The 19,583-nt window shown below is 51.9% G+C and carries 19 protein-coding genes, 2 tRNA genes and 1 rRNA gene; 7 read left to right on the forward strand and 15 right to left on the reverse strand.

Annotated elements, in window-relative coordinates; genetic code table 11:
• Positions 1 to 15: 15 nt before the first annotated feature.
• Together rhoL and trxA are read right to left on the reverse strand one after the other, a co-directional pair.
• Positions 16 to 117: a rho operon leader peptide RhoL gene (gene rhoL / locus BEG40_RS17380; protein WP_010345119.1), complete on the reverse strand. Its 102-nt coding sequence runs from the start codon at positions 115 to 117 to the stop codon at positions 16 to 18.
• A 139-nt stretch (positions 118 to 256) separates the two neighbouring features.
• Positions 257 to 586 carry a thioredoxin TrxA gene (gene trxA / locus BEG40_RS17385; protein WP_001280776.1) on the reverse strand — a complete coding sequence of 110 codons (330 nt, stop codon included), beginning with the start codon at positions 584 to 586 and terminating at the stop codon, positions 257 to 259.
• 130 nt (positions 587 to 716) lie between these two features.
• Between trxA and rhlB the strand changes: the two genes are divergently transcribed.
• A complete protein-coding gene (gene rhlB, locus BEG40_RS17390; protein WP_000047511.1) occupies positions 717 to 1,982 on the forward strand; it encodes an ATP-dependent RNA helicase RhlB in 1,266 nt (421 codons plus the stop codon).
• Positions 1,983 to 2,117: 135 nt separating this feature from the next.
• On the forward strand, positions 2,118 to 3,602 hold the full coding sequence (gene gppA, locus BEG40_RS17400; protein WP_000535974.1) for a guanosine-5'-triphosphate,3'-diphosphate diphosphatase: 1,485 nt from the start codon (positions 2,118 to 2,120) through the stop codon (positions 3,600 to 3,602).
• 104 nt (positions 3,603 to 3,706) lie between these two features.
• Here the strand turns inward: gppA and rep are convergent, their stop codons facing one another.
• Positions 3,707 to 5,728 (reverse strand): DNA helicase Rep, encoded by a 2,022-nt coding sequence (gene rep, locus BEG40_RS17405; RefSeq protein ID WP_001238878.1) that lies wholly within the window; start codon positions 5,726 to 5,728, stop codon positions 3,707 to 3,709.
• Between the two features lie 215 nt (positions 5,729 to 5,943).
• On the opposite strand from rep, the gene BEG40_RS17410 reads away from it, so the two are divergent.
• Positions 5,944 to 6,393 carry a type II toxin-antitoxin system PemK/MazF family toxin gene (locus BEG40_RS17410; RefSeq protein ID WP_000996704.1) on the forward strand — a complete coding sequence of 150 codons (450 nt, stop codon included), beginning with the start codon at positions 5,944 to 5,946 and terminating at the stop codon, positions 6,391 to 6,393.
• Between the two features lie 156 nt (positions 6,394 to 6,549).
• Positions 6,550 to 6,831 (forward strand): peptidylprolyl isomerase PpiC, encoded by a 282-nt coding sequence (ppiC, locus tag BEG40_RS17415; protein ID WP_001140258.1) that lies wholly within the window; start codon positions 6,550 to 6,552, stop codon positions 6,829 to 6,831.
• A gap of 74 nt (positions 6,832 to 6,905) precedes the next feature.
• On the opposite strand, the gene ilvC is transcribed toward ppiC, so the two are convergent.
• Entirely contained in the window at positions 6,906 to 8,381 is a 1,476-nt protein-coding gene (ilvC, locus tag BEG40_RS17420; RefSeq protein ID WP_000024944.1) for a ketol-acid reductoisomerase, read from the reverse strand.
• A gap of 151 nt (positions 8,382 to 8,532) precedes the next feature.
• On the opposite strand from ilvC, the gene ilvY reads away from it, so the two are divergent.
• On the forward strand, positions 8,533 to 9,423 hold the full coding sequence (gene ilvY / locus BEG40_RS17425; protein WP_016158849.1) for an HTH-type transcriptional activator IlvY: 891 nt from the start codon (positions 8,533 to 8,535) through the stop codon (positions 9,421 to 9,423).
• Here ilvY and ilvA read toward each other — a convergent pair.
• From ilvA to ilvL, 7 genes are all read right to left on the reverse strand, one after another.
• Complete coding sequence (gene ilvA, locus BEG40_RS17430) at positions 9,420 to 10,964, reverse strand: threonine ammonia-lyase, biosynthetic (RefSeq protein ID WP_105285834.1); 1,545 nt, start codon at positions 10,962 to 10,964, stop codon at positions 9,420 to 9,422. The genes ilvY and ilvA overlap by 4 nt on opposite strands.
• 2 nt (positions 10,965 to 10,966) lie before the next feature.
• On the reverse strand, positions 10,967 to 12,817 hold the full coding sequence (ilvD, locus tag BEG40_RS17435) for a dihydroxy-acid dehydratase (protein WP_001127416.1): 1,851 nt from the start codon (positions 12,815 to 12,817) through the stop codon (positions 10,967 to 10,969).
• A gap of 64 nt (positions 12,818 to 12,881) precedes the next feature.
• Positions 12,882 to 13,811 carry a branched-chain-amino-acid transaminase gene (gene ilvE, locus BEG40_RS17440; RefSeq protein WP_000208524.1) on the reverse strand — a complete coding sequence of 310 codons (930 nt, stop codon included), beginning with the start codon at positions 13,809 to 13,811 and terminating at the stop codon, positions 12,882 to 12,884.
• Positions 13,812 to 13,830: 19 nt separating this feature from the next.
• Entirely contained in the window at positions 13,831 to 14,094 is a 264-nt protein-coding gene (gene ilvM / locus BEG40_RS17445) for an acetolactate synthase 2 small subunit (RefSeq protein WP_000983255.1), read from the reverse strand.
• On the reverse strand, positions 14,091 to 15,737 hold the full coding sequence (gene ilvG, locus BEG40_RS17450; RefSeq protein WP_105285835.1) for an acetolactate synthase 2 catalytic subunit: 1,647 nt from the start codon (positions 15,735 to 15,737) through the stop codon (positions 14,091 to 14,093). Before ilvG ends, ilvM begins: the two co-directional genes overlap by 4 nt.
• A gap of 2 nt (positions 15,738 to 15,739) precedes the next feature.
• Positions 15,740 to 15,790 carry a peptide IlvX gene (gene ilvX, locus BEG40_RS17455; protein ID WP_001387183.1) on the reverse strand — a complete coding sequence of 17 codons (51 nt, stop codon included), beginning with the start codon at positions 15,788 to 15,790 and terminating at the stop codon, positions 15,740 to 15,742.
• A gap of 86 nt (positions 15,791 to 15,876) precedes the next feature.
• Positions 15,877 to 15,975, reverse strand: a complete 99-nt coding sequence (ilvL, locus tag BEG40_RS17460) for an ilv operon leader peptide (RefSeq protein ID WP_001311244.1) — start codon at positions 15,973 to 15,975, stop codon at positions 15,877 to 15,879.
• 350 nt (positions 15,976 to 16,325) lie between these two features.
• On the opposite strand from ilvL, the gene BEG40_RS17465 reads away from it, so the two are divergent.
• Positions 16,326 to 17,846: a YifB family Mg chelatase-like AAA ATPase gene (locus tag BEG40_RS17465; RefSeq protein ID WP_105285836.1), complete on the forward strand. Its 1,521-nt coding sequence runs from the start codon at positions 16,326 to 16,328 to the stop codon at positions 17,844 to 17,846.
• A 24-nt stretch (positions 17,847 to 17,870) separates the two neighbouring features.
• Here the strand turns inward: BEG40_RS17465 and maoP are convergent, their stop codons facing one another.
• Positions 17,871 to 18,209 (reverse strand): macrodomain Ori organization protein MaoP, encoded by a 339-nt coding sequence (gene maoP, locus BEG40_RS17470; RefSeq protein ID WP_000841001.1) that lies wholly within the window; start codon positions 18,207 to 18,209, stop codon positions 17,871 to 17,873.
• A gap of 118 nt (positions 18,210 to 18,327) precedes the next feature.
• On the opposite strand from maoP, the gene hdfR reads away from it, so the two are divergent.
• Positions 18,328 to 19,167: an HTH-type transcriptional regulator HdfR gene (gene hdfR / locus BEG40_RS17475; protein ID WP_000379262.1), complete on the forward strand. Its 840-nt coding sequence runs from the start codon at positions 18,328 to 18,330 to the stop codon at positions 19,165 to 19,167.
• A 95-nt stretch (positions 19,168 to 19,262) separates the two neighbouring features.
• On the opposite strand, the gene BEG40_RS17480 is transcribed toward hdfR, so the two are convergent.
• The 3 genes from BEG40_RS17480 to rrf form a co-directional block, all read right to left on the reverse strand.
• Positions 19,263 to 19,338 (reverse strand) — tRNA-Trp (locus tag BEG40_RS17480).
• A gap of 8 nt (positions 19,339 to 19,346) precedes the next feature.
• Positions 19,347 to 19,423: transfer RNA gene (locus tag BEG40_RS17485), tRNA-Asp, on the reverse strand.
• Between the two features lie 54 nt (positions 19,424 to 19,477).
• Positions 19,478 to 19,583: ribosomal RNA gene (gene rrf, locus BEG40_RS17490) — 5S ribosomal RNA — on the reverse strand; the annotation flags it as partial.

The following is a 19,583-nucleotide window of genomic DNA, read 5'->3' on the forward strand; positions in this document are numbered from 1 at the left end:
CATGCCTGTTTACGGTCATCGACTCATGTCTTTTCGCTGTCTGGTCACAGGAAAGTACGCAGAACTGAAACGACAAGACGGATTGAGTGACAAACCAGAAATCTGTTCACTTCGCATTAGATAAAAACGGGAAGCGTTGGATATTACAAGATTCAAACTTAATAAGGTAAGTTTAATACGAAGTCAACATTAAGTTAGCATGGCTCACGCCGGGCGTCCAGTTTTTAGCGACAGGGCACCCGAACATGACGTTCCCTTATGCCAGATTGGCGTCGAGGAACTCTTTCAACTGACCTTTAGACAGCGCACCGACTTTCGTTGCCGCCACTTCGCCATTCTTGAACAGCAGCAGAGTCGGGATACCACGGATGCCATATTTCGGCGCAGTGCCAGGGTTTTGATCGATGTTCAGTTTTGCAACGGTCAGTTTGCCCTGATATTCGTCAGCGATTTCATCCAGAATCGGGGCGATCATTTTGCACGGACCGCACCACTCTGCCCAGAAATCGACGAGGATTGCCCCGTCCGCTTTGAGTACATCCGTGTCAAAACTGTCGTCAGTCAGGTGAATAATTTTATCGCTCATATATAACTCCACAGGAATAAGCCTGGCGTGTTGGTTTCGTTGTTGGTGTAACATTAACCAACTAAAGGTTGACTTTATTTCACCGGATACGCTTTCGTAAAGCAATAGTAAGCTGATATTCTATCACACTATGAGCAAAACACATTTAACAGAACAGAAGTTTTCCGACTTCGCCCTGCATCCGAAAGTTGTAGAAGCCCTTGAAAAAAAAGGGTTTCATAACTGTACGCCCATTCAGGCACTGGCTCTTCCGCTAACGCTGGAAGGTCGTGACGTAGCCGGGCAGGCGCAAACTGGTACCGGGAAAACGATGGCGTTTCTTACGTCTTCGTTTCATTACCTTCTCTCTCATCCCGCAATTGCCGATCGCAAGGTGAATCAACCGCGTGCCTTAATTATGGCACCGACGCGTGAACTTGCCGTGCAGATCCACGCCGACGCGGAGCCACTGGCACAAGCTACCGGACTGAAACTGGGGCTGGCTTACGGTGGCGATGGCTACGACAAACAGCTGAAAGTGCTGGAAAGCGGCGTTGACATCCTGATTGGCACCACAGGTCGTTTAATTGACTACGCCAAGCAGAACCACATTAACCTTGGTGCCATTCAAGTGGTGGTTCTGGATGAAGCCGATCGTATGTATGATCTGGGCTTTATTAAAGATATCCGCTGGCTGTTCCGCCGTATGCCGCCAGCGAACCAGCGCCTCAACATGCTGTTCTCCGCCACGCTTTCGTACCGTGTACGTGAACTGGCGTTCGAGCAGATGAATAACGCCGAATATATCGAAGTGGAACCGGAACAGAAAACGGGCCACCGTATTAAAGAAGAGCTTTTCTACCCTTCTAACGAAGAAAAGATGCGTTTGTTGCAAACGCTGATCGAAGAAGAGTGGCCAGACAGAGCGATTATTTTCGCCAACACCAAACACCGTTGTGAAGATATCTGGGGTCACCTGGCGGCAGATGGCCATCGTGTCGGTCTGTTGACGGGCGATGTGGCGCAAAAAAAACGCCTGCGTATTCTTGATGAATTTACCCGTGGCGATCTGGATATTCTGGTTGCTACCGACGTTGCTGCTCGTGGTCTGCATATTCCGGCAGTGACGCACGTCTTTAACTACGATTTGCCCGATGACTGTGAAGATTACGTTCACCGTATCGGTCGTACTGGCCGCGCAGGCGCAAGCGGTCACTCTATCAGCCTGGCGTGTGAAGAGTATGCATTGAATTTGCCTGCTATTGAGACCTATATTGGTCACTCAATTCCGGTAAGCAAATACAATCCAGACGCATTGATGACCGATCTGCCAAAACCGCTGCGCCTCACGCGCCCGCGCACAGGCAATGGTCCGCGTCGTACTGGCGCTCCACGTAATCGTCGTCGTTCAGGTTAAATAAATAATGTCATACTCAAAATCATTCAAACTGTATCAAGATGGCAAGAGAATGAATCCCGATGCGCTTACTGTAGTAAGTGATTTGGGTGAAAGAATGCAGCCAACGCAGAGACAGATTGAAGGATGAAGAGTATGGGTTCCACCTCGTCGCTATATGCAGCTATTGATCTCGGTTCAAATAGTTTCCATATGCTGGTAGTGCGCGAGGTGGCTGGAAGCATCCAGACGCTGACGCGAATTAAACGTAAAGTGCGTCTGGCTGCTGGCCTGAACAGCGAAAATGCCCTGTCTAATGAAGCAATGGAGCGCGGCTGGCAATGTTTGCGCCTGTTTGCTGAACGTCTGCAAGATATCCCACCATCGCAAATTCGCGTTGTCGCTACGGCGACGTTACGACTTGCCGTCAATGCCGGTGATTTTATTGCTAAAGCGCAGGAAATCCTCGGTTGTCCGGTACAGGTGATCAGCGGTGAAGAAGAAGCTCGCCTGATTTATCAGGGTGTTGCTCACACCACCGGCGGAGCCGATCAGCGCCTAGTCGTGGATATTGGCGGCGCCAGCACTGAACTGGTAACCGGCACGGGTGCACAAACCACCTCGTTGTTCAGCCTGTCGATGGGCTGCGTCACCTGGCTGGAACGCTATTTTGCCGATCGTAATCTGGGGCAGGAAAATTTTGATGCTGCAGAAAAAGCGGCACGCGAAGTGTTACGTCCGGTTGCCGATGAATTGCGGTATCACGGCTGGAAAGTGTGCGTTGGCGCTTCCGGCACCGTGCAAGCATTACAGGAAATCATGATGGCGCAGGGAATGGATGAGCGCATTACCCTTGCGAAGTTGCAGCAACTGAAACAGCGCGCTATTCATTGCGGTCGGCTGGAGGAGCTGGAGATTGAAGGGTTAACGCTGGAGCGCGCATTAGTATTCCCGAGTGGTCTGGCGATCCTGATAGCTATTTTTACCGAGCTGAATATTCAGTGTATGACGCTGGCTGGCGGTGCTCTACGTGAAGGCCTGGTCTACGGCATGTTGCATCTGGCGGTTGAGCAGGATATTCGCAGTCGTACACTGCGTAATATTCAGCGCCGCTTTATGATTGATATTGATCAGGCGCAGCGCGTGGTCAACGTTGCCGCTAACTTGTTTGATCAGGTAGAAAAAGAGTGGCATCTTGAAGCGATTAGCCGCGATTTGCTAATCAGCGCCTGTCAACTTCATGAAATTGGCCTGAGCGTTGATTTCAAACAAGCGCCGCAACATGCCGCTTATCTGGTGCGTAATCTGGATCTTCCCGGTTTTACGCCTGCGCAGAAAAAGCTGCTGGCGACGCTATTGCTCAACCAGACGAATCCTGTCGATCTCTCATCGTTGCATCAACAAAATGCCGTACCGCCGCGCGTTGCGGAACAACTCTGCCGTTTACTGCGCCTGGCAATCATTTTTGCCAGCCGTCGCCGTGATGATTTAGTGCCGGAGATTACATTACAAGCCAACCATGAACAGTTGACCCTGACGCTGCCGCAAGGTTGGCTGGCTCAGCACCCGCTGGGTAAAGAAATTATCGATCAGGAAACTGAGTGGCAGAGCTATGTCCACTGGCCGCTGGAAGTGCTTTAACGTGTAATGTGCCGGATGCGATGCTGACGCATCTTATCCGGCAATAATTCCGCTTTCCGGTGCCGTGATCATCTAATCCAACCAGCCCCAGGCAAGACGAATGGCTATTTGCCTCGTTTTGCTGCCATCATCGCTTTCAGATTCGCCAGATGGCTTTGCCCTTTCTGCATCCGTTCTTCGGCGCTTACCACTTTGCGCTCTTGTTCCCAAATCAGATCATCCTGCGGTAATTCCAGCAGAAAGCGGCTCGGTTCCGGACGTACCAGTTCACCGTACTGACGACGCTCTTTACACAGCGTAAAGGTCAACTCTTTCTGAGCGCGGGTGATGCCGACATAGGCCAGCCGCCGCTCTTCATCGATATTATCCTCGTCGATGCTGCTTTGGTGCGGCAAAAATCCCTCTTCCATACCGACCATGTAAACATAGGGAAACTCCAGCCCTTTCGACGCGTGCAGAGTCATCAGTTGCACCTGATCAAGCTCTTCGTCACTCTCGCCACGCTCCATCATGTCGCGCAGAGTAAAGCGCGTCACCACCTGGGTGAGCGTCATCGGCTCATCCAGTTCGCTACCTTCCAGCATCTCCGTCATCCAGCTAAATAACTGGTTAACGTTCTTCATGCGCATTTCGGCGGCTTTCGGGCTGGGTGACGTTTCGTATAACCAGGATTCATAATCCATCCCGTGGATCAGATCGCGCACTGCGGCGATAGGCTCCCGCTCCGCCAGTCGCTGGATTTCCGCCAGCCAGTGAGTAAATCGGGTCAACGCTTCATAACCACGTCCACTCAGTGTCTGACTCAACCCCATATCAAAGCTGGCGGTAAACATACTTTTATTACGCGTCATAGCCCACTCGCCCAGCTTTTTCAGCGTCGCCGGGCCAATCTCTCGCTTCGGCGTGTTAACGATACGCAGGAACGCACTATCATCGTCCGGATTAGTCAGTACACGCAGATAAGCCAGCAAATCCTTGATTTCAGGGCGGGAGAAGAATGAAGTACCGCCGGATATTTTGTACGGGATGCGGTTTTGCATCAGGAATTTTTCAAACACCCGCGACTGATGGTTGCCGCGATAGAGAATGGCGTAATCTTTGTACTGTGTTTTGTTGACGAAGTGATGCGCAATCAGCTCGCCGGTAACGCGCTCGGCTTCATGTTCTTCGTTATTCGCGCTTAAAACTTTTAGTTCCGCGCCGTAGCCAAGTTCGGAGAACAGACGCTTTTCAAATACGTGCGGGTTATTGGCGATGAGAATGTTGGCCGCTTTCAAAATACGCCCGGAAGAGCGGTAATTCTGCTCAAGCTTAATCACCTTCAACGTTGGGAAATCCTGGCTCAATAGCACCAGGTTTTGCGGACGGGCACCGCGCCAGGAGTAGATCGACTGGTCATCGTCACCCACCACAGTAAAGCGTGCACGGCTACCCACCAGCAGTTTCACCAGTTCATACTGGCTGGTGTTGGTGTCCTGATACTCATCCACCAGCAGGTAGCGAATCTTGTTTTGCCAGCGTTCGCGTACTTCCTCATTGCGTTGCAGCAGCAACGTCGGCAATAAAATCAGATCGTCGAAGTCGAGAACATTGCACGCTTTCAGGTGCGCATCATACAGCCCATAACAATGGGCAAAAATGCGATCCCGCTCGCCTTTTGCCTCTGCCGCCGCCTGCGCAGGAGTTTTGAGATCGTTCTTCCAGTTAGAGATGGTTGAGATCAGCTGTTGCAGCAGAACTTTGTCATCTTCAATCAGTCCTTCGGTCAGCTCTTTGAGCAAAGCCAGCTGATCGGTATCGTCAAACAGCGAAAAGTTTGCTTTCATCCCCAACGCCGCATACTCGCGTTTGATGATATCCAGCCCCAGCGTGTGGAAAGTGGAGATCATCAGCCCACGCGCCTCTTTGCGCCCCAGCGTCTGCCCGACACGCTCTTTCATCTCGCGCGCCGCCTTATTGGTAAAGGTCACCGCCGCGATATGTCGCGCCTGATAACCGCAGCCACGGATCAGATGGGCGATTTTATTAGTGATAACACGAGTCTTGCCGGAACCCGCGCCCGCCAGCACCAGGCAGGGGCCGGTAACGAATTCGACAGCTTGTTGTTGGCCGGGGTTTAGACGCATAGGAGTATTGCTCAATCTTCGAACGGGGGGAGGATTGTAGCAGAATCGCATTTGAATGTGACCGAGTGTAAACCGCTAACCGGATAACGACTGATGTTTAAATCAGAGAGGAAAGACCGAAACCGGAATTCATCGTGAATCCATTAGACTTAGAAAATATCGGGTCGTAACGTTGTGTTATTATTTTTCAGAGTTTACTAAGGAGAGGTTTACTCGTGGCGATTAATTTCAGCCCTAAGGTTGGTGAAATACTGGAATGCAACTTTGGTAACTATCCTGTTAGCCAGAATGGACAGATCAGTACGGCGTATTACGATGGCCGCATTCCACCTGAGATGATAAAAAATAGGCTGGTTGTCGTGCTCAATGGAAAAATTAATGGCAATGCATGTATCGTCGTTCCATTATCAACCACTCGCGACCATGACAAGTTAAATCGTGGAATGCATGTTGAAATAGCCAGTAATGTTATCAATGACCTGCAATTCTTTGATCAGCAGATACGTTGGGCCAAAGCCGACCTGGTACAACAAGTCAGTCGAAATCGATTAAACAGAGCAAGGACTTATAGAGGGTATCTTAATCAATGTTTGCCGCATGAATTGGTTGCAGACATACAGAGGGCGGTCATTAAGTCAATCAATGCCATATCGCTCATAAATTGACAATAAAATCACCATCCTCGATAATGACTCTGTAGCCCATAGAGGCCCTAAGTTTACTCCCCTTGAGGGACCTGCGAAGCCCGGATTTTCCGGGCTTTTGCCATATATGTACCAGCCCCTCTCCCTGACTGACACTTTTTAATTCAAGGCACGATCATGGCAAAAACAGCAGCAGCACTGCATATCCTTGTAAAAGAAGAGAAACTGGCTCTGGAACTTCTGGAGCAGATCAAGAACGGCGCCGATTTCGGCAAGCTGGCGAAGAAACACTCCATTTGCCCGTCAGGCAAACGCGGTGGTGATTTAGGTGAATTCCGCCAGGGTCAGATGGTTCCGGCGTTCGATAAAGTGGTTTTCTCTTGTCCGGTGCTGGAGCCGACTGGCCCGCTGCATACCCAGTTCGGGTATCACATTATTAAGGTGCTGTACCGTAACTAACAGCAAGGCCTTCTCCGGGAGAAGGCCTTGAGTGTTTTCTCCCTCTCCCACAGGGAGAGGGCATCAGCGCACACTTAACCCGCAACAGCAATACGTTTCATATCCGTCATATAACCGCGCAGTTTCTTACCAACCTGCTCAATCGCATGGCTGCGAATCGCATCATTTACATCACGCAGTTGCGCGTTATCTACCGCCCCTTCCGGAATAGCTTTACCCAGATCGCCAGGCTGCAGCTCTGCCATAAACGGTTTCAGCAGCGGTACACAAGCGTAAGAGAACAGATAGTTACCATATTCTGCGGTATCAGAGATAACCACGTTCATTTCGTACAGTCGCTTACGGGCGATGGTGTTGGCAATCAACGGCAGCTCGTGCAGTGATTCATAGTAAGCCGACTCTTCGATGATGCCGGAATCAACCATGGTTTCGAATGCCAGCTCAACGCCAGCTTTCACCATCGCGATCATCAGCACGCCTTTATCGAAGTACTCCTGCTCGCCGATTTTACCTTCATACTGCGGTGCGGTTTCGAACGCGGTTTTGCCGGTCTCTTCACGCCAGGTCAGCAGTTTCTTATCGTCATTGGCCCAGTCTGCCATCATGCCGGAGGAGAATTCGCCGGAGATGATGTCGTCCATATGTTTCTGGAACAGCGGCGCCATGATCTCTTTCAGTTGTTCTGACAGCGCATAAGCACGCAGTTTCGCCGGGTTAGAGAGCCTGTCCATCATCAGGGTGATGCCGCCCTGTTTCAGGGCTTCGGTGATGGTTTCCCAACCGAACTGAATCAGTTTTTCTGCATATGCCGGATCAGTGCCTTCTTCTACCAGCTTGTCGAAGCACAGCAGAGAACCAGCCTGCAACATACCGCACAGGATAGTTTGTTCACCCATCAGGTCTGATTTAACTTCCGCAACGAAAGAGGATTCCAGAACGCCGGCACGATGACCGCCGGTTGCTGCCGCCCAGGCTTTAGCAATCGCCATGCCTTCACCTTTCGGATCGTTTTCCGGGTGAACGGCGATCAGCGTCGGTACGCCGAATCCACGTTTGTACTCTTCACGCACTTCGGTGCCAGGACATTTCGGCGCAACCATCACTACGGTGATGTCTTTACGGATCTGCTCGCCCACTTCTACGATATTGAAACCGTGAGAGTAACCCAGCGCCGCGCCATCTTTCATCAGCGGCTGAACAGAACGCACTACGTCGGAGTGCTGTTTGTCTGGCGTCAGGTTAACGACAAGATCCGCCTGCGGGATCAGCTCTTCATAAGTGCCTACTTTAAAACCGTTTTCGGTCGCTTTACGCCAGGACGCACGCTTTTCGGCAATCGCTTCTTTTCGCAGGGCATAGGAGATATCCAGACCAGAATCACGCATGTTCAGACCCTGGTTGAGACCCTGCGCGCCACAACCGACGATGACCACTTTTTTACCCTGAAGGTAGCTCGCGCCGTCAGCGAATTCGTCGCGCCCCATAAAGCGACATTTACCCAACTGTGCCAGCTGCTGGCGCAGATTCAGTGTATTGAAGTAGTTAGCCATGGTGATTCCTCGTGATGTTGTGCTTCTTATTGTTCGGTTCGCTGTTGAGCGAGAATGTCACCACATTACAACAGGAAATTTATTGCGGAAATTGATATATTCACAACGTCACATTGCAATTTCTGCAACGTCATAACCAAGGGTTAAGCCTGTGGATTTACGCGACCTGAAAATGTTTTTGCATCTGGCGGAAAGCCGCCATTTTGGCCGTAGCGCACGGGCGATGCACGTTAGCCCATCCACGCTCTCACGACAGATTCAGCGGCTGGAAGAAGATATCGGCCAACCGCTTTTTGTACGCGATAACCGCACGGTAACGCTGACGGAAGCGGGCGAAGAGCTGCGCGTTTTCGCCCAGCAAACTCTGTTGCAGTATCAGCAATTGCGCCACACCATCGACCAGCAAGGGCCGTCGCTCTCTGGAGAATTACATATCTTCTGCTCGGTGACCGCCGCTTACAGTCATCTTCCACCGATTCTTGATCGCTTCCGCGCGGAACACCCATCGGTGGAGATTAAACTCACTACCGGTGATGCGGCGGATGCAATGGAAAAAGTGGTTACCGGAGAAGCGGATCTGGCGATAGCCGGTAAGCCAGAGACTCTGCCAGGTGCGGTGGCATTTTCGATGCTGGAGAATCTGGCGGTGGTGCTGATCGCGCCTGCGCTGCCCTGCCCGGTGCGTAATCAGGTATCAGTCGAAAAGCCCGACTGGTCAACGGTGCCGTTTATCATGGCCGATCAAGGGCCGGTACGCCGCCGCATTGAGTTGTGGTTTCGACGTAACAAAATCAGTAACCCGGTGATTTACGCCACGGTTGGTGGGCATGAAGCGATGGTATCAATGGTGGCGCTTGGCTGTGGTGTGGCGCTGCTGCCAGAAGTGGTGCTGGATAATAGCCCTGAACCAGTACGTAACCGCGTGATGATTCTTGATCGCAGTGATGAGAAAACGCCGTTTGAGCTGGGCGTTTGTGCGCAGAAAAAGCGGCTACATGAGCCGCTGATTGAAGCGTTCTGGAAGATTTTGCCGAACCATTAACCCGCCAAAAAGAACCTGAACGCCGGGTTATTAGTTTCGTCGTGGCAATCGTAGCCCAGCTCATTCAGCCGGGTTTCGAAATCCGGTTCATGGTCGCCAAGCTCGAACGCCGCCAGTACGCGCCCGTAGTCAGTACCGTGGTTGCGATAGTGGAACAGCGAGATGTTCCAGTGCGTACCCAGCGTGTTGAGGAAGCGCAGCAGCGCACCCGGTGATTCCGGAAATTCGAAGCTGTACAGGCGTTCCTGCAACGGATGCGATGGACGCCCGCCGACCATATAACGCACATGCAGCTTCGCCATTTCGTCGTCGGAGAGATCAACCACGCTGTAGCCGCCGTCGTTAAGCATCTGCAAAATTTCTTTGCGCTCTTCGAGGCCGCGACTTAAGCGCACGCCGACAAAAATGCAGGCGTTTTTCGCATCAGCAAAACGGTAGTTGAACTCGGTGACCGAACGCCCGCCAAGCAACTGGCAGAACTTCAGGAAGCTACCCTTTTCTTCTGGGATGGTTACTGCCAGCAACGCTTCACGCTGTTCGCCCAGTTCGCAACGTTCCGAGACGTAGCGCAAACCGTGGAAGTTCACGTTGGCACCAGAAAGAATATGCGCCAGTCGTTCACCACGAATGTTGTGCTGGGCGATATATTTTTTCATTCCCGCCAGAGCCAGTGCGCCAGAGGGTTCCGCCACTGCGCGCACATCTTCGAACAGATCTTTCATCGCTGCGCAGATGGCATCGCTATCGACAGTGATGATGTCGTCGAGATACTCCCGACACAGGCGGAAAGTCTCATCGCCGATGCGTTTTACCGCAACACCTTCAGCAAACAGCCCCACGCGCGGCAGATCTACGGGATGACCGGCATCCAGCGCCGCTTTCAGACAGGCGGAATCTTCTGCTTCTACGGCGATAACTTTGATTTGCGGCATCAGTTGTTTGATCAGTACCGCTACGCCTGCCGCCAGGCCACCGCCACCAACCGGCACAAATACGCGGTCGAGATGAGCGTCCTGCTGGAGCAGTTCCAGCGCCAGTGTGCCCTGCCCGGCGATCACCATCGGATGATCGAACGGCGGCACCCAGGTGAAGCCCTGCTGCTGAGACAATTCAATCGCTTTCGCTTTTGCTTCGTCAAAGTTCGCGCCGTGAAGCAGCACCTCACCGCCGAAGCCGCGCACCGCGTCGACTTTGATGTCGGCGGTAGCAGTTGGCATGACGATCAGCGCCTTCACACCTAACCGAGCGGAGGAAAACGCGACACCTTGCGCATGGTTACCCGCCGAGGCGGTGATCACACCGTGCGCTTTCTGTTCTTCCGTCAGACCTGCCATCATGGCGTATGCGCCGCGCAGCTTGAAGCTGTGCACTGGCTGGCGGTCTTCGCGCTTCACCAGTATCACGTTATCAAGACGCGACGACAGTTTTTCCATTTTCTGTAGCGGCGTGACCTGTGCCGCTTCATAGACCGGCGCACGTAGCACCGCTCTTAAATATTCGGCACCTTCAGGGGCACCGGACAGGGGTTGCGAGTCAGCCATTATTAACCCCCCAGTTTCGATTTATCGCGCACCGCACCTTTGTCGGCGCTGGTCGCCAGGCTGGCGTAAGCGCGCAAAGCAAAGGAGACCTGACGTTCACGGTTTTTCGGCGTCCAGGCTTTGTCGCCACGGGCTTCCTGCGCTTCACGACGCGCCGCCAGTTCGGCATCGCTTACCTGCAACTGAATGCCACGGTTCGGAATGTCGATGGCGATCAGATCACCATCTTCAATCAGGCCAATGCTACCGCCGCTTGCCGCTTCCGGTGATACGTGACCGATGGAAAGGCCAGACGTACCGCCGGAGAAACGACCGTCGGTGATCAGTGCACAGGCTTTGCCAAGACCCATCGATTTCAGGAAGCTGGTTGGGTAGAGCATTTCCTGCATCCCAGGGCCGCCTTTCGGGCCTTCGTAGCGAATAACAACCACATCGCCAGCGACAACTTTACCGCCAAGAATCGCTTCTACCGCATCGTCCTGGCTTTCGTACACTTTCGCCGGACCGGTGAATTTGAGAATACTGTCATCGACGCCCGCCGTTTTAACGATGCAGCCGTTTTCCGCGAAGTTGCCGTAAAGCACCGCCAGGCCGCCGTCTTTGCTGTAGGCGTGCTCCAGCGAGCGGATGCAGCCGTTAGCGCGATCGTCATCGAGAGAATCCCAACGGCAATCCTGCGAGAATGCCTGTGTAGTGCGGATTCCCGCCGGGCCAGCGCGGAACATATTTTTCACCGCATCATCTTGAGTCAGCATGACATCGTATTGTTCCAGCGTTTGCGACAAGGTCAGGCCGAGCACGTTTTTCACATCACGGTTCAGTAACCCTGCGCGATCCAGTTCGCCGAGAATACCGATCACTCCACCAGCACGGTGAACATCTTCCATATGGTATTTTGGGGTGCTCGGCGCAACTTTGCACAACTGCGGGACTTTACGCGAAAGTTTGTCGATATCACTCATGGTGAAGTCGATTTCCGCTTCTTGTGCCGCCGCCAGCAGGTGAAGAACCGTGTTGGTAGAGCCGCCCATCGCGATATCCAGCGTCATGGCGTTTTCAAACGCCGCTTTACTGGCGATATTACGCGGCAGTGCGCTTTCGTCGTTTTGCTCGTAGTAACGTTTGGTTAATTCAACAATGCGTTTACCGGCATTAAGGAACAGCTGCTTACGGTCCGCGTGAGTTGCCAGTAGCGAGCCGTTGCCTGGCTGCGACAGACCCAGAGCTTCGGTCAGGCAGTTCATCGAGTTAGCAGTGAACATCCCGGAGCAGGAACCACAGGTTGGACAGGCCGAACGTTCAACCTGATCGCTCTGGGAGTCAGAAACTTTCGGATCTGCCCCCTGGATCATCGCATCAACCAGATCAAGCTTGATTAACTGATCGGACAGTTTGGTTTTCCCGGCCTCCATCGGGCCGCCGGAAACAAAGATCACCGGAATATTCAGGCGCAGAGAGGCCATCAGCATCCCTGGGGTGATTTTGTCGCAGTTAGAGATGCAAACCATCGCATCGGCGCAGTGAGCGTTGACCATATACTCAACGGAATCAGCGATCAGTTCGCGAGATGGCAGTGAATAAAGCATCCCCCCGTGGCCCATGGCGATCCCATCATCCACCGCAATGGTGTTGAACTCTTTGGCAACGCCGCCAGCCGCTTCAATTTGTTCGGCGACCAGTTTACCGAGATCGCGCAGATGGACGTGACCCGGTACAAATTGAGTGAACGAGTTCACAACAGCGATAATAGGCTTGCCGAAATCGGCGTCGGTCATTCCGGTGGCGCGCCACAGCGCACGAGCACCCGCCATATTACGACCATGAGTGGTGGTGGCGGAACGGTACTTAGGCATACTTTATTTACTCCCAGTGTCTGTCTCGTAAATGGGACGGTGCGTGCCGTCCCATTTTTTGTATTTATTGATTAACCTGATCCAACCAGCCCCATTTATCTTCGGTTTCGCCGGTGAAGAGGCCGAAGAAGGCTTGCTGGATGCGTTTGGTGACCGGACCACAACGGCCTTCACCCACCTGAATACCGTCGACGCTGCGCACTGGCGTGATTTCAGCCGCCGTACCGGACATAAACACTTCATCCGCCAGATACAGTGATTCACGCGACAGCACCTGCTCACGCACTTCAATTCCCAGCTCTTTCGCCAGTTTGATGATGGCGTCACGGGTAATACCCGGAAGCGCGGAAGAGGTGAACGGTGGGGTGAACAGCACGCCGTCTTTCACTTCAAACAGGTTTTCGCCTGCACCTTCAGAGATGTAACCATTCACATCCAGCGCGATACCTTCCTGATAACCGTGGCGGCGCGCTTCGCTGCCAACCAGCAGGGAAGAGAGGTAGTTACCCCCCGCTTTCGCAGCGGTTGGAATGGTGTTTGGTGCCGCGCGGTTCCAGGAAGAAACCATCGCGTCGATCCCCTGCTCCAGGGCTTCCGCGCCCAGATAGGCTCCCCACGGGAAAGCGGCAATAATTACGTCGGTGGTGTATCCCGCTGGTGGGTTAACGCCCATGCCAACATCACCTACGAAGATCAGCGGACGGATATAGGCGCTGGTGAGATTGTTTTTACGAATCACTTCGCGGCAAGCTTCCATCAGCTCATCAATGCTCTGCGAAACCGGGAAGCGGTAAATTTTGGCGGAGTCATGCAGACGTTGCATATGCTCACGATGACGGAATACAACTGGTCCCTTATGCGAATCGTAGCAACGGATGCCTTCAAAAACCGAGGTGCCATAGTGCAGCGCGTGCGACATCACATGCACCTTCGCATCTTCCCAGCGAACCATCTCCCCATTGAACCAAATGTAATCAGCTTTCTTCGTGGTCATTTTTATATTCCTTTTGCGCTCAGGCGCGGATTTGTTGTGATGTGGTTGTGCTCTGGCAGATAGCAACGTGTGCGACGTCTACCAGTTTATTTAACTGACTAAACAGTAAGTCGACCGAACGCGGGCTGGCAACGGTCAATTCAATATTTATATTTTGTGCATCGCTGGCGGCAGCCATATTCATTGAGCAAACGTGGAAACCACGATGACGCACCACGCGTAAAACACGTTCTAAGGTTTCCGGATTGAAGCGAGCCGATACATTGACCTGATGTTGCATCATGATAATTTCTCCAACATTTCTGAATTACTGGCGCCGGGCGGCACCAGCGGCCAGACGTTCTCAAGTTCGTCGATTGAGACATGAAGCAGGTATGGCCCATCACTGTTCAGCATGATGTCGAGTGCCGCTTCAACCTGGTCTTTACGGGTGATGTGTTGGCCAGGGATGCCGAAGGCGCTGGCTAACATGAGGAAATCGGGGTTATCGGTAAGGGTGGTTTCGCTGTATCGTTCCTGGAAAAACAGTTGCTGCCATTGTCGAACCATCCCTAACCGTTGGTTATCGAGTAAGACGATTTTCAACGGTAACTGCTTGCGTTTTACGGTGCCCAGCTCTTGCACATTCATCATGAAAGAGCCGTCACCGGAGATACAGACGACGGTATCGTTCGGTCGCGCAACTTGTGCGCCAACCGCCGCCGGTAAACCGAAGCCCATAGTGCCTAAACCGCTTGAAGTGATGAAATTTTCCGGGCGAGTGTGGGCGATGTGCTGCGCAGCCCACATCTGATGCTGCCCCACATCAGTGGTCACGACGCAATCCGCAGGTTTACGATCCGACAGTTGTTTTAACAACAACGGCGCGTAGATAGCATCTCCAGGATGATCGTAACGCCAGGCATGTTCACTACGCATTTGTGCGCAGTATTGCTGCCATTCATCGATATTTAACGATTGCTGTAACGCAGGCAACAGTGTGTTTAAATCGCCTTGTAATGCCACATGCGCCTGACGCAGCTTGTTCATTTCTGCCGGGTCGATATCCATATGGATCACGCTGGCGTGTGGCGCGAACGTGTTAAGTTTGCCGGTAACCCGGTCATCAAAACGTGCCCCCACGGCGATCAGCAGGTCACATTCCTGCACCGCGAAGTTCGCCGCTTTGGTGCCGTGCATCCCCAGCATCCCCAGATAGTACGGATAATCCGCATCGACTGCGCCCAGCCCTTTCAGCGTGCAGGTGGCAGGCATTTTTGTGGCAGCGAGAAATTCATGCAGAGCAGGAACCGCCTGCGCCATACCCACGCCGCCGCCAACATACAGCATCGGGTTTTGCGCTTTTGCCAGCATCTGGCGCGCTTGCTCGACTTCGGCATGTGGGAAAGTCACTTCGTTTTCAACGGTGGTGAACCAGGGTTCCAGATCACCGCTGGCTAACTGGATATCTTTAGGGATATCGACCAGAACCGGACCGGGACGACCTGAGCTGGCGACATCAAACGCTTCGGCCATGATGCGCGGCAACTCTTCCAGCGACTGTACCAGGAAGCTGTGTTTGGTACAGGCTAACGACAATCCCAGGACATCCACTTCCTGAAATGCGTCGGTGCCGATGAACGGTGCGGACACCTGACCGGTGATGGCAACGACAGGGATGGAATCTAACAGCGCATCTGCCAGACCAGTGATCAGGTTGGTTGCGCCAGGGCCAGATGTGGCGATGCACACACCAGTTCTGCCGGTAGCACGGGCATAACCGATAGCCGCCATTACCGCGCCCTGTTCATGCCGGCACAGCAAGTGTTCCACGCCACCGTCATACAATGCATCGTAAACAGGCATAATTGCGCCACCCGGATAACCGAAAACGGTGTTCACACCCTGTGCCCGCAAAGCATGTACCACCCACTGTGCGCCATTCATAGTTAGTTCCCCGTCCTGAATCTTGAGAAACAGAATTTTGTGCTGTTATTCATTGTCTGCTTCTCGATTATGTTTTTAAGGTCAAAAAAAACCCCCGGACCTTTCGGTGCGGGGGTCTTAGTTCGTTAAGGCTTGATCTCTAAGCCTTTCCTCGTCCAAGTGCAGCCCCGCACGGTGGGATAATAATCACCACCACGCTAATCACGACCAGGCTAATCACTCGTAGAAGGGCTGTCATTTTGTCTTTTCTTGCATCTTGTTCGAAGGAATGCCTAAAGAGTTACCATAGATTTTGCGAATAGCACAAGATATTTTTTATCCGATTCTTATGACTCTCATAATAATTTCTATAAAAACCATTGTTTTTTATATGAAAATTTGTGAGTGAAAAAAATTCAATTTCCGTATAATTCTCGCGCTCTTTGAGTGACTATTTTTTGTGCTTTTTATTTTTGCGAGAGTGATTCCATCACTAATACAACTCAAATTACTTTGCATAAATAAACGGGAATCAGCCGCTAAATAACACAATTTCGCAGACTACAGCAGGGATCTCTTATGTTCATAATGGTGGCTTAAGGAGGACTTATGTCACTGTCAATTGTTCATACTCGTGCCGCCCTGGGAGTAAACGCTCCCCCAATCACTGTTGAGGTACATATCAGTAAAGGTCTACCAGGCTTAACAATGGTGGGCTTACCAGAAACAACGGTAAAAGAAGCCCGCGATCGCGTGCGCAGCGCCATTATCAATAGCGGATATGAATATCCGGCGAAAAAAATCACCATTAACCTTGCTCCTGCCGATCTACCGAAAGAAGGAGGGCGATATGATTTACCTATCGCCATTGCATTGCTGGCGGCCTCTGAACAGCTTACAGCGAATCAGTTGGATGAATATGAATTAGTCGGAGAACTGGCACTTACGGGCGCTCTGCGTGGTGTTCCAGGCGCAATATCCAGCGCAACTGAAGCCATTAAGTCAGGCAGAAAGATTATCGTCGCGAAAGACAACGAAGCTGAAGTGGGGTTAATTAACGGTGAAGGGTGTCTGATAGCCGATCATCTGCAGGCTGTCTGTGCATTTCTGGAAGGTAAGCACACTCTCGAACGCCCGAAACCAACTGATGCAGTATCCCGGGTGCTACAACATGATCTCAGTGATGTTGTCGGTCAGGAACAAGGAAAGCGAGGACTGGAAATTACTGCTGCTGGCGGACATAACCTTTTATTGATTGGGCCACCGGGAACAGGCAAAACGATGCTCGCCAGCCGTATTAATGGCCTGTTGCCAGATTTAAGCAATGAAGAGGCACTGGAGAGTGCCGCAATATTAAGTCTGGTAAATGCCGAATCAGTGCAAAAACAATGGCGGCAGCGCCCGTTCCGTTCACCGCACCACAGTGCGTCGTTAACTGCGATGGTGGGCGGTGGTGCAATTCCCGGGCCTGGTGAAATTTCGCTGGCGCATAACGGCGTACTTTTTCTTGATGAACTACCTGAATTTGAACGGCGTACACTGGATGCCTTGCGGGAACCCATAGAGTCAGGGCAAATCCATCTTTCACGCACACGAGCAAAAATAACCTATCCAGCCCGTTTCCAGCTTGTTGCGGCGATGAATCCCAGCCCAACAGGACATTATCAAGGGAACCATAACCGCTGCACGCCGGAACAAACGCTGCGTTATCTCAACCGACTCTCCGGTCCCTTTCTTGACCGCTTTGACCTCTCACTGGAGATCCCGCTACCGCCACCCGGTATTTTGAGCAAAGCGGTCATTCAGGGGGAAAGCAGCGCCACTGTTAAACAACGCGTAATGGCCGCCAGAGAGCGCCAATTTAAGCGGCAGAATAAACTGAATGCCTGGCTGGATAGTCCGGAAATACGACAATTTTGCAAGCTTGAGAGCGAGGACGCACAGTGGCTGGAAGAAACGCTAATCCATCTGGGGTTATCGATTCGTGCCTGGCAGCGATTACTGAAAGTATCAAGAACCATAGCTGATATTGATCAGTCTGACACCATCACACGTCAGCATTTACAAGAGGCTGTAAGTTATCGGGCTATCGACCGTTTGCTCATCCATTTGCAAAAGCTGCTGACGTAAAAAAAGGGCATTTCGCCCTTTTTATTAATCGTCGGAATCGGTGTAGTCTTCAGCACCTTCGACCTGCGGTTTACCGCCGGAAAGAGTGTGAAAACGTTTTGGACGCTTGATACGCGTCATATACTTGGACCACACGCGTTCTGCTTCTGTCACTGGCTCACGTTCGCCACGGCATACTGCTACGAAGAGTTTCTCTTCCTCGGTAACCGGCTCGCGTTTGCCGAGATCCAGCTCATTGAAGGCATAACCATGACGTTCAAGCAGTTGTGCCTCTTTGATGGTGAAATCACCATGACGAGAGAATCCACGTGGATAATGTTTATTGTCGAAATATCGATTAGTCGTCGTAAAGCTTTCCGCCATCCTGCACGCTCCTAATTCTTTGACCGAGCTAGTTATGGCGCGGAGTATTAGTTACGCTTGACAGAGTGTAAAACAAAACATTTAAATCATAACGACAAATAATTTTGCGGAGAGCACTGTGGATACGGAATTGTTAAAAACTTTCCTGGAAGTTAGCCGAACGCGTCACTTTGGCCGAGCGGCTGAATCGCTCTATCTGACCCAGTCAGCAGTGAGCTTTCGGATCAGACAACTAGAAAATCAGCTGGGTGTGAATCTTTTCACCCGTCACAGAAACAATATCCGTTTAACCGCAGCCGGTGAAAAGCTTTTGCCTTATGCAGAAACACTCATGAGCACCTGGCAGACCGCTCGTAAGGAGGTAGCGCATACCTCACGACATAATGAGTTTTCTATCGGTGCCAGCGCCTCGTTGTGGGAATGTATGCTTAATCAGTGGCTGGGACGCTTGTATCAAAATCAGGATGCCCATACAGGCTTACAGTTCGAAGCGCGAATTGCCCAACGGCAGTCTCTGGTAAAACAGTTGCATGAACGCCAGCTTGATCTTCTTATTACTACTGAAGCACCCAAAATGGATGAATTTAGTAGTCAGTTACTGGGGCATTTTACTTTAGCACTCTATACCAGTGCCCCTTCTAAGCTAAAAGGTGAGCTTAACTATCTCCGTCTGGAATGGGGGCCGGATTTTCAACAACATGAGGCTGGTTTGATCGGTGCTGATGAAGTTCCAATGCTAACAACCAGTTCTGCTGAACTGGCACAGCAACAGATTGCGATGCTTAATGGTTGCACATGGCTACCGGTGAGTTGGGCACGTAAGAAAGGCGGACTGCATACCGTTGTCGACAGCACAACTCTTTCACGACCGCTCTATGCCATATGGCTGCAAAATAGCGATAAAAATGCGTTGATTCGCGATCTATTGAAAATTAACGTACTGGATGATGTGTATTAATCAAAATAGCCGGCAAGGATGCCGATGGAAGGATTTACTTCGGAGAGGGTTATTTCAGACAAAAAAAATCCTTAGCTTTCGCTAAGGATGATTTCTGGCAGGGGCGGAGAGACTCGAACTCCCAACACCCGGTTTTGGAGACCGGTGCTCTACCAATTGAACTACGCCCCTAATTAGGGTGGCGGAACGGACGGGACTCGAACCCGCGACCCCCTGCGTGACAGGCAGGTATTCTAACCGACTGAACTACCGCTCCACCGAATTCTTTTACAACCACCGGTTTTATGACCGGCTTACTGCTTAATTTGATGCCTGGCAGTTCCCTACTCTCGCATGGGGAGACCCCACACTACCATCGGCGCTACGGCGTTTCACTTCTGAGTTCGGCATGGGGTCAGGTGGGACCACCGCGCTAC

The sequence above is a fragment of the Escherichia sp. MOD1-EC5495 genome (assembly GCF_002965965.1).
GTDB lineage: Bacteria > Pseudomonadota > Gammaproteobacteria > Enterobacterales > Enterobacteriaceae > Escherichia > Escherichia ruysiae.